Annotated in this window: 12 protein-coding genes; 8 read left to right on the top strand and 4 right to left on the bottom strand. The window is 66.1% G+C overall.

The window, feature by feature from the left end:
- Window positions 1-31 precede the first annotated feature (31 nt).
- Window positions 32-430, top strand: a complete 399-nt coding sequence (locus AWB65_RS01035; RefSeq protein WP_087665368.1) for a hypothetical protein — start codon at window positions 32-34, stop codon at window positions 428-430.
- A gap of 7 nt (window positions 431-437) precedes the next feature.
- On the opposite strand, the gene AWB65_RS01040 is transcribed toward AWB65_RS01035, so the two are convergent.
- Window positions 438-1880, bottom strand: coding sequence for an MATE family efflux transporter (locus AWB65_RS01040; RefSeq protein ID WP_087665369.1), 1443 nt, complete (start codon window positions 1878-1880; stop codon window positions 438-440).
- A gap of 203 nt (window positions 1881-2083) precedes the next feature.
- Here AWB65_RS01040 and AWB65_RS01045 point away from each other — a divergent pair, with 203 nt between their 5' ends.
- Window positions 2084-2830 (top strand): GntR family transcriptional regulator, encoded by a 747-nt coding sequence (locus AWB65_RS01045; protein ID WP_087658100.1) that lies wholly within the window; start codon window positions 2084-2086, stop codon window positions 2828-2830.
- Between the two features lie 15 nt (window positions 2831-2845).
- Here the strand turns inward: AWB65_RS01045 and AWB65_RS01050 are convergent, their stop codons facing one another.
- Window positions 2846-4234: a CoA transferase gene (locus tag AWB65_RS01050; RefSeq protein ID WP_087665370.1), complete on the bottom strand. Its 1389-nt coding sequence runs from the start codon at window positions 4232-4234 to the stop codon at window positions 2846-2848.
- Window positions 4235-4390: 156 nt separating this feature from the next.
- Here AWB65_RS01050 and mdtD point away from each other — a divergent pair, with 156 nt between their 5' ends.
- The 3 genes from mdtD to AWB65_RS01070 all read left to right on the top strand — a co-directional run bounded on the left by mdtD (window position 4391) and on the right by AWB65_RS01070 (window position 9216).
- The gene (mdtD, locus tag AWB65_RS01055) at window positions 4391-5779 is read left to right on the top strand and encodes a multidrug transporter subunit MdtD (RefSeq protein WP_235007473.1); all 1389 of its coding nucleotides are present in this window, start codon (window positions 4391-4393) and stop codon (window positions 5777-5779) included.
- Between the two features lie 259 nt (window positions 5780-6038).
- Window positions 6039-7313, top strand: coding sequence for an EAL domain-containing protein (locus AWB65_RS01065; RefSeq protein ID WP_087665373.1), 1275 nt, complete (start codon window positions 6039-6041; stop codon window positions 7311-7313).
- 400 nt (window positions 7314-7713) lie between these two features.
- Window positions 7714-9216, top strand: a complete 1503-nt coding sequence (locus AWB65_RS01070) for a Dyp-type peroxidase (protein WP_125474057.1) — start codon at window positions 7714-7716, stop codon at window positions 9214-9216.
- Between the two features lie 88 nt (window positions 9217-9304).
- Here AWB65_RS01070 and sodB read toward each other — a convergent pair whose 3' ends face one another.
- Window positions 9305-9886 carry a superoxide dismutase [Fe] gene (gene sodB / locus AWB65_RS01075; RefSeq protein ID WP_087665374.1) on the bottom strand — a complete coding sequence of 194 codons (582 nt, stop codon included), beginning with the start codon at window positions 9884-9886 and terminating at the stop codon, window positions 9305-9307.
- Window positions 9887-10104: 218 nt separating this feature from the next.
- Window positions 10105-11472 carry an exodeoxyribonuclease VII large subunit gene (gene xseA, locus AWB65_RS01080; protein WP_087665375.1) on the bottom strand — a complete coding sequence of 456 codons (1368 nt, stop codon included), beginning with the start codon at window positions 11470-11472 and terminating at the stop codon, window positions 10105-10107.
- Between the two features lie 412 nt (window positions 11473-11884).
- Between xseA and lpxK the strand changes: the two genes are divergently transcribed.
- From lpxK to kdsB, 3 genes are read left to right on the top strand one after another with little or no spacing between them, the layout of a single operon-like run.
- Window positions 11885-12901 (top strand): tetraacyldisaccharide 4'-kinase, encoded by a 1017-nt coding sequence (lpxK, locus tag AWB65_RS01085; RefSeq protein WP_087665376.1) that lies wholly within the window; start codon window positions 11885-11887, stop codon window positions 12899-12901.
- A complete protein-coding gene (locus tag AWB65_RS01090) occupies window positions 12882-13088 on the top strand; it encodes a Trm112 family protein (protein WP_087665377.1) in 207 nt (68 codons plus the stop codon). Before lpxK ends, AWB65_RS01090 begins: the two co-directional genes overlap by 20 nt.
- A 12-nt stretch (window positions 13089-13100) precedes the next feature.
- Complete coding sequence (gene kdsB / locus AWB65_RS01095) at window positions 13101-13898, top strand: 3-deoxy-manno-octulosonate cytidylyltransferase (protein WP_087665378.1); 798 nt, start codon at window positions 13101-13103, stop codon at window positions 13896-13898.
- Window positions 13899-14145: the final 247 nt, after the last annotated feature.

Consider the following 14145-nt stretch of genomic DNA (forward strand, 5'->3'; position numbering starts at 1 on the left):
CTCGGACACCGTTCGATATGAGGGATAAAACATGAAGCGACACGCTTCGATTGCGCTGGCTTTTTCGACACTCGGCCTGGCTACAGCCGCCTACGCGCAGCAAACGCCCATCGATCCGAGCTTTTCCGCGTATTCGCTCGCCCAGCAGTGCTCGCAGAAATCCGACAACGCCGCGCAGGGCCAGTGCGTAGGCGCGGTGCGCGGTATCGTGCGCGGCTATCAGTACGGCGTGCTGTTCCTCGGCCAGCGCTCGTCGCTTCCCGCCAACGAGACGCAACGCGTGTCGCTGTGTCTGAACGACGTGAAAGTTTCGTCGATCGTCGACGAATTCCTCACCGACGCCAGGCAGGTCAAGGACGACGACTTGAAGCGCACGCCCGCCGAAGTCGCCGTGCTCGGCTCCGTGCATTCGCATCACGCGTGCATGTAACGGCACGTCACTGCACTTCAGGCGCCACGGTATTGCCCGCCGCCGCGCCCGGCACGCTGACCGATATCGCCGCCGGTTCCTCCGCGTGCCGCGCGGCGAGGCGTGCGCAGTCGCCCATCGGCAGGCGCTTCACGACGATCCACGCCACCACCATCGCCATCAGCCCGAAAATCGCGCTGCCCGCCGCCTGTCCGATGAGCACGCCAATCGGACCGTGCTTGATGCCGACCGCCACGAACGGCACGGTGCCGAGCGTCGTGCGTCCCCAGTTGAAGAGCGTCGAGAGAAGCGGCCGGTCGAGGTTGTTGAACGTCGCGTTGGCGACGAAGAGACAACCGACGAACGCATAGCTCGCGACCAGCCACGAGCAGAACACCGAGATGATCTCGGCCGTGACGCCCCGCGCCGAGAACGCGCGGATCAACCCGTGCTGCGAGAGCGCGAGCACGATCCACGCGAGCGCGACGGTCGCAAGCACGAAGCCCAGGCTGTTGCGGATCGTCTCGCGGATGCGGTCCGCGCGCCCCGCTCCCAGGTTCTGCGCGACGATCGGCCCGACCGCGCCCGTTAGCGCATAGATCAGCGCGAAGGCGACGGGCGTGATGCGGTCGATGGTTGCCTGCCCCGCGATCGCGGCCGGCCCGAAGCGCGCCATGGCGTGCGTGACGTACGCAGCCGCGACGGGCGTCGCGAGGTTGGTGAGGACCGCCGGCAACGCGATCTTCAGCACAGGCTTCACGTCGTCCCACGTGCGCTGCGGCTGAAAGCGCGCGATCAGGTGATTCACGCGGCTCACGCCGTACAGCCCGACGAGCGTGAGCACAATCCGTGCGATCACGTTCGAGATCGCCGCACCGGTCAGGCCGAGGTGAAAGCCGAAGATCAGGATTGGATCGAGGATCGCGGTGACGATCGCGGCGGAGAGCGTGACCGTCATCGCGCGGCGTGCATCGCCGATCGAGCGCATCAGCGCCGCCGTGCACATGCCGATCGCGAGCAGCGGCAAGGTCGGCGCGGTGATGGTGAGAAAGAGGCGCGTGAGTTCGCGTGTTTCGCCGGTGGCGCCGAGCGCGTCGAGAATGTGTTCGAGCAGCAGCAGCGTGATCGCGGTCAGCACGACCGTAACGAGCACGATGAACGCGAGGCTGGCGGTCGCGACCTGCCGCGCCTTCGCGCGCTCTCCGGCGCCGAGCAGGCGCGCGACCGTCGCGCTCACGCCGATCGTCATGCCGATCGAGATCGCGACGTGAAAGAAGTTGACCGTGCCCGCGAAGCCGACCGCCGCAGCGACCGATGTGTCGCCGAGCATCGACACGTAGAAGAGATTCGCGAGATCGACGGCGAACACCGCCATCAGGCCGATCGCGCCGGTGCCGGCCATGACGATCACGTGACGCATCGTCGAACCAGTGACGAAGCGGGCTGCGGCGGGATTCGTGCGTGCGTTCATTCGGATACCTTCACCTTCGATGCAAGGCCTCAGCGCGGCCTCTTTGGAAAGCATCATGGCATGAACGGCCGTGCGATGACGCATGGCCGAAGCGCGAACCCTCCGCAATTACCCGCACGACATTGCTAATCGATTACGCTTAAACCCCGCTCGGTCACCCGTTTGTCTTAGAATCGCCGCTTGGTCCCTCTTGCGTCCGCTTTATGAACTCGACATCGGAAGACCGCTGGCGCGACTTGCGCCCGGACCCGGACAGTGACACCCCGCTCTATCTGCAACTCGCCCGCAAGCTCGCCAATGCGATCCATGACAATCGCTGGAACGCAGGCGAAGCGCTGCCGTCGGAGCGCGTGCTGTCGGAAGCGCTGGGGGTATCGCGGATCACGTCGCGAAAGGCTATCGCGCTGCTCGTCGAACAAGGCCTGATCCGCCGCACGCAAGGCGCTGGCAGCTTCATCACGCCGCGCTACGAAGACCCGCTCTCGCGGCTCTCCAGCTTCAGCGAGATGCTGCGGCGGCGCGGCTTCACGCCTAGCTCGAAATGGATCTCGCGCGTGATCGAGCCCGCCAATCGCGATGAAGTGATCCAGCTCGGGCTCTCGCCGGCGGCGGCCGTCACGCGGCTGCGTCGGCTGCGGCTCGCGGACGGCATCGTGATGGCCGTCGAGAATTCGACCTTCCCCGCGTCGCTGATCCCCGATCCGCAAGCGGTCGGCGATTCGCTCTACAGCTTTCTCGATCAGCGCGGCTTGTCGATCGTGCGCGCGTTGCAGCATTTTCGTGCGGTGAACGCGAGCGAGGAAATCGCGCAGCAAATGGGCATCGCGCCGCACGATGCGCTTCTGCTGATTACGCGCGTCGGCTATACCGCCGATCAACGCGCGATCGAACTCACCGATACCTACTGCCGCAACGACTACTACGATTTCGTCGCGGAACTGCGCAAGTAAGCGCGCCTGCCCGTTCTACCAACGCGCTTCGTCGCTGCCGATCGGCACCGGCGGCAGCGACCAATGCGGCGGCGTCACCGACATGCGCTCCGCCGGCTGCGTGCAGGTGAGCCTGCCGAAGGGTGAATCCATCGTCTGCAAGGCGTCGCGCACGTCGTCCAAAGACGGATCGGCTGCGGCCTGTCCGTCGTCGAGCGTTCCCATCGATTGCAGCCAGCGGCCCGTCTGCGCGAGCGACACCCGCACGTGCCAGCTTCCGCCTTCCTTCGCGCGCCGATTGAGCGCCACCATCGCGCCGAACGCGGCCAGATAGCCGGTCGCGTGATCGAGCGCCTGGCACGGCAGATGACGCGGGTTCGTCTGGCCGGCCGCGCGCGCCTCCGTCCACGCGATGCCGCTCGCCGACTGCACGAGGCTGTCGAAGCCGCGTCGCGTCGACCACGGTCCTTCGTGCCCATACGCCGACACCGTCGCGTAGACGATGCCGGGCTTCGCGCGCGCGGCGTCCTCCGGCCCGAAACCGCGCGCCGCCAGCGATTGCGGCCGATACGATTGCACGAAGACATCGGCGTCCTTCAACAGCGTCTGTAACGATTCGTGGCCGTCCGGTTGGCGCAGATCGAGCGTCGCGGAGCGCTTGCCGCGCCCGTTGTCGATCACGAGCGGTGCGATATTCGGCAAATGCGGACCGTTGATCAGGAGCACGTCGGCGCCGTGCTGCGCGAGCGTGCGCCCCGCGACCGGCCCCGCGATGACGCGCGACAGATCAAGCACGCGCACGCCGGAAAGCGGCCGCTCGGGCTGAGTTCCGCCGCCTCCGCCAATCGGCGTCGCAGGCGCATCGCCGATGCGGATGATTTCGAAAAGCGGCAGCCGCGCGAGCGCCTGAGCTTGCGGCAGCGCAGCCCATTCGTCGGGCGAGCGGATCAGCGCGGCGCACAGCCCCGCGTCGCCGAGCGCCTGATCGAGCGCGGCGCCGTCCCAGCCGCGAATCGCCTGCGTGACGGCCGCATGATCGTTCGCGCATCCCAGCACCCGCACGATGCCCGCGCGATGATGTGCGAAGTTCGCGTGAAGCTGAATCCAGCGGCCGTCGCGCGTCTCGTAGAAGCCCGTGACCGGATCGCGCGGGTCGGGCGCCGGGCCATCGTCGACCCGCAGATACCGCTCGCTGCGAAACGCGACGCACGCGCGCCGCGCATCGGCATCGATTTGCTGCGCGTGGCCGGTGCGCTCGCGAAAGCACTCCGCGGCGGCGAGCGCCTGCGCGGCGATCACGCCGTTTGCAAGCGCGGCCACCCGATACACCGACGGCAACTGCGGATCGTCACCTGTAATCGAAACGTCGGAAAGCGCGGCTGGATCGCACTGCGCCGCCTGCCAAAGCTCTTCTAGCGGAGTCATCGAAAGCCCCTGCGTGGATGCGAACCGCCAGTCTACGAGCGGCACGAAGCGTGGATCAACCGTAAAATCATCGCGCTCCGCTCAACGAACGCGCCCATGCCCGACACCCTCCGCTCGACCGTTGCCCCCACGCCGTCCGACCGGTCGCTCACGATCATGCTGTGGCTCGTCGCGACGGGCTTCTTCATGCAGACGCTAGACTCGACTATCGTCAACACCGCGCTCCCCGCGATGGCGAAAAGCCTGGGCGAAGCGCCGCTGCGCATGCAGGGCGTCGTGATCGCGTACTCGCTCACGATGGCGATGATGATCCCCGTCTCCGGCTGGCTCGCAGACCGGCTCGGCACGAAGCGCGTGTTTTTCAGCGCGATCCTCGTGTTCGCGGTCGGATCGCTGCTCTGCGCCAACGCGCAATCGCTCACGCAACTGGTGACGTATCGCGTCGTGCAGGGCGTCGGCGGCGCGATGCTGCTGCCGGTCGGGCGGCTCGCCGTGCTGCGCGTCTTTCCGGCCGAGCGCTATCTTTCCGCGCTCGCCTTCGTCGCGATTCCAGGTCTGATCGGCCCGCTGATCGGCCCGACGCTCGGCGGCTGGCTCGTGCAGATCGCGTCATGGCACTGGATCTTCCTGATCAACGTGCCGGTGGGCATCGCCGGCTGCATCGCGACGCACCTCTACATGCCCGACAGCCGCAACCCCGCGACGCCGCGCTTCGATCTCGCGGGCTATCTGCTGCTCGCGGTCGGCATGGTCGCGCTGACGATTTCCCTCGACGGCCTCGCCGACCTCGGCCTGCAGCACGCAATCGTGCTCGTGCTGCTGATCCTCTCGTTCGGCTGCTTCGTCGCGTACGGACTGCACGCAACGCGCGCCGCCAATCCGCTCTTCCCGCTCGATCTCTTCAAGATCCACACGTTCAGCGTCGGCCTGCTCGGCAACCTCTTTGCGCGCATCGGCAGCGGCGCGATGCCGTATCTGATTCCGCTACTGCTGCAGGTGAGCCTCGGCTACACGGCGTTCCAGGCGGGGATGATGATGCTGCCCGTCGCGGCGGCGGGGATGCTGTGCAAGCGGCTCGTCACGCGCCTCATCGAGCGCCACGGCTACCGGCGGGTGCTCGTGGTGAACACGGTGCTCGTCGGGCTGATGATGGCGAGCTTCGGGCTCGTGAGTCCGGGCGAACCGCTGTGGCTGCGGCTCGTGCAACTGGCGATCTTCGGCGGCGTCAACTCGATGCAGTTCACCGCGATGAACACGCTCACGCTGAAGGACCTCGGCACCGGCGGCGCGAGCAGCGGCAACAGCCTGTTTTCGCTGGTGCAGATGCTGTCGATGAGCCTCGGCGTGACAGTCGCGGGCGCGATTCTCGCGACGTTCACCGGCCTCCTCCCGCGCGTCACCGAGACGAATTCGCTGCCTGCCTTCCACGCGACGTTTCTCTGCGTCGGCGTGATTACCGCGGCTACGGCGTGGATCTTCGGACAGCTCGCGCCGGAAATCCGCGCGATCCCGAAAAGGAAGGCGGACCCGTCGGAATCGAACTAGGCGCTCGCCATGCGAATGCCGCCAGCCGGCCGATTCCGCCGTCCGGTCGTGCGTCGCGCACTCGAACGGTGCGTGCGGCACCGCTTGGCGGCGCGCTTCGCGGGCCGCGAAGCACTGCCTTGCACGCGCGAGCCAATGAACACACGAATATGAGCCAACGTCTTGAAAATGCTGAAAACGCGCATGGATCTTGCTCGGACGTTCGGGCGCCTATCCTGTAAACTCAAGAGCTACGTCAATCCGCCAACGCCCCGACACCATGAGCATGGTTGAACTCGACCCTCCCCGCTTCCAGCCGCCGCGCCCGATCGCCGGCGACGATGGCTCGCGGCGCACCGTCCTGTACGGCGAATACACCGTGTTCAGCGTGTTCCAGCCGGTGTTCTCGGTGTCGCACCGGCGTGCGATCGGCTATCACGCGTCCCTGCGCGCCCGCGACGACACCGGCCGCCACGTACCGTCGCCCGAGGTGTTCACGCAGGCAGCGCGCCGCGGCGACTTGCTGGAACTCGGGCGGCTCGCGGAATCGCTGCATCTGGGCAACTTCTTCGCGTTCGACAGCAACGACGAGTGGCTCTTCCTGAGCCTGCACCCCGCCGCGTTGATGGACACGAGCTACGGCGACGCGCTCCTCGCCGCGCTCAAGGAACTGGGATTGCCGCCGCAGCGCGTGGTGCTCGAAGTGCCCGAGCAGGCGGGCGGCGAAACGACGCGCTTCGCCGAAATCATCGATTCGCTGCGCAAGTCGGGCTTTTTGATCTCGCTCGACGGCTTCGGCGTCAAGCATTCGAACATTGACCGCGTGTGGCATCTGCGGCCGGATATCGTGACGCTCGACCGCTGCATCCTGCAGCAGGCAAGCGAGCACAAGCATATCGAGCGTGTGCTGCCGGGGCTCGTGTCGCTGCTGCACGAATCGGGGCAGCTCGTGCTGATGGGCGGTCTCACGACCGAGCGCGACGCGCTGATCGCGCTCGAATGCAACGTCGATTTCGTGCAGGGCGCGTATTTCGCGGGACCGAGCGTGGATGCCGTCAAGCCGCAGGCCGCCGCGCACGTGATGGATGCGCTGTCGGCGGCGTCGCGCGAACGGGTCGCGGCGCGCGAGCGTGCACAGGCGGCGCGGCTCGCGCCTTATGTCAGCGGGCTGGAGAACGCGGCGTCGCGGCTGATCGAAGGCGAATCGCTCGAAGCGGCGACGCGCGACCTGCTGCAATTGCTCGATACAGCGCGCTGCTTTTTGCTGGATCACGCGGGGCGGCAGATCGGCGACAACGTCGTGCCGATCGTGCGGACCTCGCAGCGCGCGAAGCGCTTTAGTCCGCTGCTGCATTCGGAAGGCGCGAGCTGGGAGCGTCGGCCGTACTTCATCGAGGCGCTGCGCGCGCCGGGACGCGTGCATTTGACGGCGCCGTATCTGTCGATCAACGAGGCGCATCTTTGCGTGACGGCGTCGATCGCCGCAGAGACGCCGCGCGGGTTGCAGGTGCTGTGCGTCGATATCAACTGGGATGCGGCGATTCGGCGGCGGTGATTTTGGGGCGCGCCCTTCGGTTTGCGTCCGCTTGCGCCTTCCCGCTCTTGAAGTTCGCGACCGGCAGATTTTCCGCCGTCAGCGTGAACGTAGCCTCCTGTAGTCGCGGCGGCGTCAATGTTCATGCGCTGAATTTTTCCACTTGACCCTCTCGGCTCCGCCCCTCGCCGAGCACGTTCCAAATTCCCTCCGCAGCACAATCCTCCTACAGATCAGCACGATCGTCATAACGTGCTGCGATCGATTCCTCTTACGCTTGGCTGAGTTCGCGGCGGCTTCATCGATAGCCGGCCGCGTCACACTGCCCGCGTGTCGACGTCATTCACAGCGCGCGATTCGCTCGCGGCAAGACCACAAAGCACGGTCCTGTCCAACCCGCCCGATCTGGAGTCGCAAAAATATGTCATCTCTCGATACCCTCCTTGGCTCACCCGTTCGCTGGAACCACGCCGCACTCGACGCCGACACGAGAACCTTCCTCGACGATCTGCAGGCGAACATCCTCAAGGGCCACGGCCGGCATCACAGCGCGCACGTCTTCATGAGCTTCCAGGGACTCGCGCCCGACCAGGTTGCCGAACTCGTCCGCGCGCTCGGGATGGCCTGCACGAGCGCCCACGAACAACTGCGCGGCAACAAGCGCCTGCCACCGTTCCTCGACGGCGGCCCGGTCCGCTGCCTCTTCCTGAGCGCGAGCGGCTACAAGGCGCTCGGTCCGAACGTCGAGATTCCGCCCGGCGAGGCGTTCCGCGCGGGCATGGCCGCGCGCGGCGCCGATCTCGGCGATCCCGACCGCGCCAAATGGGATGCGCACGGCTGGTCGTACACGCCGCCCGACGCGATGTTCCTGGTAGCGAACGCGGACCCGCAATCCGTCGATGCCGATGCCGACGCAGTCAAGGCTTGGCTCACGCTCACCGGCGTGACGGTGCTCGCCGTCGAGCGCGGCTTGCAGCAGACGCGCAACTTCCGGCCGGGCGTAGCGGAAGGCGTCGAGCATTTCGGTTACGTCGATGGCCGCAGCCAGCCGCTTTTCCTGCAGGAAGACATCGACGAGGAAGCGGTTTCGCCGGGAGGCTGGGACTTCCGCTTCAAGCCGTCGCAATTTCTGGTCGCCGATCCGAACGGCGGCAGTCCGCTCTCGGCGGGCAGCTATTTCGTGTTCCGCAAGCTGGAGCAGAACGTGCGCGGCTTCAATGCGGCGGAAGAGTCGCTCGGGCGCAAGCTCTTCGGGATCACGGCCGAACGCGACGCGCTCACCGACCAAGAGCAGGCGAAGCTCGACCGCGCGGGCGCGATGGTCGTCGGCCGATTCGAAGACGGGACGCCGCTCGTCCTGTCGGACCGCGAGGCGGGCCTCGCGCCGCCGAACAACTTCGACTATTCCGCCGATGCGGACGCGTCGAAATGTCCGTTCCATGCGCATATCCGCAAGGTGAATCCGCGCGGGGACATCGAACGCATCATCGGCGGCACCGATCCCGAGCCGGGCCGCCGCCCGATCATGGCGCGACGCGGCATCACGTACGGCGCGCTGCGGCCGCACAACGCGGATTTGAGCGAATTCGCCGATGCCGGGCACGAGCCAGAAAAGGACGTCGGGCTGTTGTTCATGGCGTATATGGCGAGTATCGAAGGCCAGTTCGAGTTCACGCAGAAGTCGTGGGCGAACAATGCGTCGTTCGTCGCGAATATCAATCCGGCGAAGACGCTGCCTTCAGCGGGGATCGATCCGATCGTGGGGCAATCGGCGGATGCGGCGGTGCATGAGCATACGTGGCTCGATGGGCACACACCGGGGGCGGTTGCTCAGAAGATCAGCTTCGAGCAGTTCGTGACGATGAAGGGCGGGGAGTATTTCTTCGCGCCGTCGCTGACGTTTTTGCGGGGGGTGGGGTTGTAGGGCGTTATCGCAGACACAACGTCAGCGCCTAAAAACCAAAAAGCCCTCACGCGGAGGGCTTTCGTACTTCCGGCAGATACCCGAGCGCTTAAGCCCCGAAATTCGTCCCGGCAAATTCCCAGTTTACGATATTCCAGTAAGCATCCACGAACTTCGGACGCGCATTGCGATAGTCGATGTAGTAAGCATGTTCCCACACGTCGATCGTCAGGAGCGCCTTCGAATCCGTCGTGAGCGGCGTCGCGGCGTTGCTCGTCGACACGATGTCGAGCGCGCCATCAGCCTTCTTCACGAGCCATGCCCAGCCCGAGCCGAACGTGCCGATCGCGACCTTCGCAAACTCTTCCTTGAACTTGTCGTACGAGCCCCACTTGGCGTTGATCGCATCGCCGAGTGCACCCGACGGAGCACCGCCGCCGTTCGGCGAGAGGCTGTTCCAGAAAAACGTGTGATTCCAGATCTGAGCCGCGTTGTTGAACACGCCGCCCGACGCTTTCTTGACGATCTCTTCGAGCGACAGGTTCTCGAACTCGGTGCCCGGAATCAGCTTGTTCAGGTTCGTCACATAGGTCTGGTGATGCTTGCCATAGTGGTACTCGAGCGTTTCTTCCGACATGTGCGGAGCCAGCGCGTTCTTGTCGAACGGGAGCGGCGGGAGCGTATGTTCCATTTTGCGTACTTCCTTCTATGTGGATTGTGGGGATCTGAGGAGTGAGGCAGTGGAGCAATGGATTGTAGGCGAGTTGGGATAACCCCGCAAACCGCATGCCCTTTATGAGCAGGATCGCTTTCAGGACCTTTCGCGCGGCGTAAAAAATGCTCGGCTGCCTCGATTTTCAGGCGTCAAAAATACGCGCCTTTCGTGCTTTTTACGCGCTTATGCGTGATTCAAAACTCGTCGGTGAGACGCGGCTGGACGTCGGCGAGCAGCACGTCCGCCGTGCCCTCCGCTAGATGCACCGTCAGCGGCCGCTTCGGCCTCAGCGCGCCCGGCGTGCGCACCGCGCGGCCGGTTTGCGCATCGATCAACGCCGCGTAGCCGCGTTCCAGTGTGCGCCGCGGACTCAGCACCTGCAAGCGCGCCGCCAGTTCCGAAACACGCGCCGACGCGCGCTCGTGCCGCCTCGCCTGCGATGCCTGCAAGCGCTGCGCCACGCGCATCAGATGCTCACGCTCGGCGTTGAGATCGGGGCGCCAGCGCTGCCAGCGCAACTGCACGAGCGCGAAGCGTCCGCGCGCATCGCGCACCGGACGCGCGCCTGCGGACGCGAGCCGCGTCGCGAGTTGCCGCAGATGCGTGCGCTGCCTCTGGAGCCGCTCGGCCGGGCTCACGAGCCGGCGCGCGAGCCAGTCGAGTTGCTGCGCGCGACGCTCCATCATGCGGCCGAAGCCGCGCGCGAGCGTCGCGTGACGGTGATCCAGATCGCGCAGCAGCATCACGCGTTGCGGACTCACGAGTTCGGCGGCGGCCGTTGGCGTCGGCGCACGGACGTCGGCGGCGAAATCGGCGATCGTGAAATCGGTTTCGTGGCCGACGCCGCTCACCACCGGCACCGCGCTCTCCGCGATCGCGCGCGCGAGCACTTCTTCGTTGAACGCCCAGAGATCCTCGATCGAGCCGCCGCCCCGGCACACGATCAGCACATCGACTTCGCGCCGCGCGCTCGCCGCCTCGACCATCGCGGCGAGCTTCGCGCTCACGCCCGCGCCCTGCACCGGCGCGGGATAGACGATGACCGGAATATGCGGCGCGCGTCGGCACAGCGTGGTCAGCACGTCGCGGAATGCGGCGGCCTGCAGCGACGTGACGATGCCAATCGCACGCGGATGCGCGGGCAGCGCGCGCTTCCTCTCGGCGGCGAAGAGCCCTTCGCTTTCGAGTTGCGCCTTCAGACGCAGGAACGCTTCGAAGAGCCGCCCTTGCCCCGTGCGGCGCACGGCCTCGACGTTCAGTTGCAATTCGCCGCGCGGCTCGTACATCGTGACCAGCGCGCGGACTTCGATCTTGTCGCCTTCGCGCGGCGTGAATTCGGCATATTGCGCACGGCCGCGGAACATGACGCAGCGCATCTGCGCCTGCGCGTCCTTGATCGAAAAGTACCAGTGGCCGCTCGCGGCGCGCGTGAAATTCGAGACTTCACCCGACACCCACACGAGCGGAAACGACCGTTCGAGCACGGAACCGATCGCGCGATTGAGCGCGGAAACGGGGATGACGGCATCGCCGGCTTGCTGGGACAAGGGATCGGAATTCATGGGAACGTGGATTTGAACAGACCGGACGGACGATACGCCATTCGGCCAAGCGCCGCCAAAAGTTGGGCGAAATGTAGCAAGTGTCCACACAGAAGGACTTACCGAAAGGCGCGGCGGAGCGCGTTCGGAAGCCCTTGCGATGGTTTCAAGTAATTGATTTTGAATGACAAATTTTATGGAATCGTTCGCAACGCCGAAAGAACGCTTTTCCGATGCGGTTTCTGGCCGTTTCGTCAGCAAGTTCTTCACAGAGTTATCCACAGGCTGTGGACGGCATGCGCGCCGTGTCGGCGACTGGCGCCCGTGACGCTCGCGCGCTAGAGTGCCGGGTTCATGACCACCGCTTCAGGAGATCCCCCGCCGATGCAGAACCCGTCGTGCTTCGTCCTCGCTTCTGGCGAAAAGTCGGTCCATGTCTGACTTCAAGCCGCCGATCGAAAACTTCTTCGCGCGCGAATGGCGCACGCGCGGCTGGGTCGCGTGGGCGCTCACGCCGTTCGCATTCATCTTCGGCGCCGTCGCGGCGACGCGCCGCGCGCTCTTCGAACTCGGCTGGATCAAGCGGGTGGACGTGGGCGTGCCGGTCGTGATCGTCGGCAACGTGACGGTCGGCGGGACCGGCAAGACGCCGACCGTGATCGCGCTCGTCGAGGCGTTGCGGGCGGCGGGGTTCCAGCCCGGCGTGGTGTCGCGCGGCTACGGCGCGAAAGTCGAGCAGGCGACGAGCGTCACGCCGACGAGCTCGCCCGCCAAGGTCGGCGACGAGCCACTCCTCATCGCGCGCCGCACGCACGCGCCGGTGTTCGTGTGCCCCGACCGCGTGGCCGCTGCTCAAGCGCTGCTGAAAGCGAACCCGTCGGTCGACGTGATCGTGAGCGACGACGGCCTTCAGCACTACCGCCTCGCGCGCGCGTTCGAGCTTGTCGTCTTCGACGACCGTCTCGGCGGCAACAACTTCCTGCTGCCGGCGGGTCCGTTGCGCGAGCCGATGTCGCGCCACCGCGATGCCACGCTCATCAACAGCCCTTACGAGCGCACGCTGCCGCCGTGGCCGAACACATTCCCGCTCGACCTCCAGTCCGGCGACGCCTGGCTCCTCGACGATCCCACCATGCGCCGGCCGCTCGCGCAGTTCGCGGGCGAGCGCGTCGTGGCCGCGGCGGGCATCGGATCGCCCGAGCGTTTCTTCGCGACGCTGCGTGCGGCGGGCATCACGCCGGCGACGCGCGCGTTCCCCGATCACTACTCGTATCAGGACAATCCGTTCGCCGGAATCGACGCCGATTCGATCCTGATCACCGAGAAGGATGCAGTAAAATTCGGGGCCTGGCGTGACGCACGGATCTGGGTCGTTCCGGTCGAAGCCGTGCTGAAGCCCCGCCTCATCGCTCTAGTTGTGGAGAAACTCCGTGGACGCACGCCTGCTTGAAATCCTCGTCTGCCCGATCTGCAAGGGCCCGCTCACTTACGATCGCGCGGCGCAGGAGCTCATCTGCAGCGCGGACAAGCTCGCGTACCCGATCCGCGACGGCATCCCCGTGATGCTCGCCGAGGAAGCGCGGCAGACCGTCGAAGGCACGCCCGTCGAGCCGATCAAGCCCGCCGGCGGCAACTGAGATTTATCCGCGATGACCGCCGCCCCGTCCTTCGTTGCCGTCATTCCGGCGCGCCTTGCGTCCACGCGCCTGCCGAACAAGCCGCTCGCCGACATCGGCGGCAAGCCGATGGTCGTGCGCGTGGCCGAGCGCGCGCGGCTCTCGGGCGCGCAGCAGGTTCTGATCGCGACCGATTCACCGCGCGTCGTGGACGTGGCGAACGAGCACGGCGTCGAAGTGCTGTTGACGCGGGCAGACCACCCCACCGGCACCGACCGCCTCGCCGAAGTCGCGACGCATTTCGGCTGGAGCGACGACACCATCGTCGTCAACGTTCAGGGCGACGAGCCGCTCATCGATCCGCAACTCGTGCGCGATGTCGCGACGCATCTCGCGTCGCATCCGTCGTGCGCGATCGCAACCGCGGCGCACCCGATCCACGATCCCGCCGACGTCTTCAGTCCGAACGTCGTGAAGGTCGTGCTCGATGCACAAAGCGTCGCGCTCTACTTCTCGCGCGCGCCGATTCCGTGGTCGCGCGATGCGTGGCAGCCGCACTGGCCCGATGTCGGCGCGCTCTCGACGCTGCCCGCCGTGCCGCCGAACGTGCTGCGCCACATCGGCCTCTATGCGTATCGGGCAAAATTCCTGCGCGTCTACCCAACGCTCGCGCAGGCGCCGATCGAGGAAGCCGAAGCGCTCGAACAACTGCGCGCGATGTGGCATGGCGAGCGCATCGCGGTGCTCGTCACGAACGACGCGCCGCCGCCGGGCGTCGACACCCCCGCCGATCTCGCGCGCGTCCAGGCGCTTTTCAGCAGCGGAAACTGAGCCAGCGAGCGCTTTGCGGTGAGCGCAAAAGAGTGCTTCAAACGCGCAATTCCGCGCCTTCACGCAACTCGTGTAAACCCCCGCTCTCGCCCGGATAACGGGCATCACAGCCGTTTTTTAGCGGCCGCGATTATGACGAGCCGTGGCATAATCAAGCGATTAGCGCGAGCCATCCGGTCAGCGCCACGCTCAACTTTGCGCCGCTGTCGACTGGTGCCGCGCCGTCTCTCCGACCGGCTGCGCCCAT

Source organism: Caballeronia humi, assembly GCF_001544475.1.
Classification (GTDB): Bacteria; Pseudomonadota; Gammaproteobacteria; order Burkholderiales; family Burkholderiaceae; genus Caballeronia; species Caballeronia humi.

Bases quoted from the DNA above. Each gene is read 5' to 3' on its own strand.
- xseA (WP_087665375.1), bottom strand. From the start codon at position 11,472: ATGAATTCCGATCCCTTGTCCCAGCAAGCCGGCGATGCCGTCATCCCC.
- sodB (WP_087665374.1), bottom strand. From the start codon at position 9,886: ATGGAACATACGCTCCCGCCGCTCCCGTTCGACAAGAACGCGCTGGCT.
- mdtD (WP_235007473.1), top strand. From the start codon at position 4,391: ATGCTGTGGCTCGTCGCGACGGGCTTCTTCATGCAGACGCTAGACTCG.
- AWB65_RS01035 (WP_087665368.1), top strand. From the start codon at position 32: ATGAAGCGACACGCTTCGATTGCGCTGGCTTTTTCGACACTCGGCCTG.
- AWB65_RS01040 (WP_087665369.1), bottom strand. From the start codon at position 1,880: ATGAACGCACGCACGAATCCCGCCGCAGCCCGCTTCGTCACTGGTTCG.
- AWB65_RS01065 (WP_087665373.1), top strand. From the start codon at position 6,039: ATGAGCATGGTTGAACTCGACCCTCCCCGCTTCCAGCCGCCGCGCCCG.
- kdsB (WP_087665378.1), top strand. From the start codon at position 13,101: ATGACCGCCGCCCCGTCCTTCGTTGCCGTCATTCCGGCGCGCCTTGCG.
- AWB65_RS01070 (WP_125474057.1), top strand. From the start codon at position 7,714: ATGTCATCTCTCGATACCCTCCTTGGCTCACCCGTTCGCTGGAACCAC.
- lpxK (WP_087665376.1), top strand. From the start codon at position 11,885: ATGTCTGACTTCAAGCCGCCGATCGAAAACTTCTTCGCGCGCGAATGG.
- AWB65_RS01050 (WP_087665370.1), bottom strand. From the start codon at position 4,234: ATGACTCCGCTAGAAGAGCTTTGGCAGGCGGCGCAGTGCGATCCAGCC.
- AWB65_RS01045 (WP_087658100.1), top strand. From the start codon at position 2,084: ATGAACTCGACATCGGAAGACCGCTGGCGCGACTTGCGCCCGGACCCG.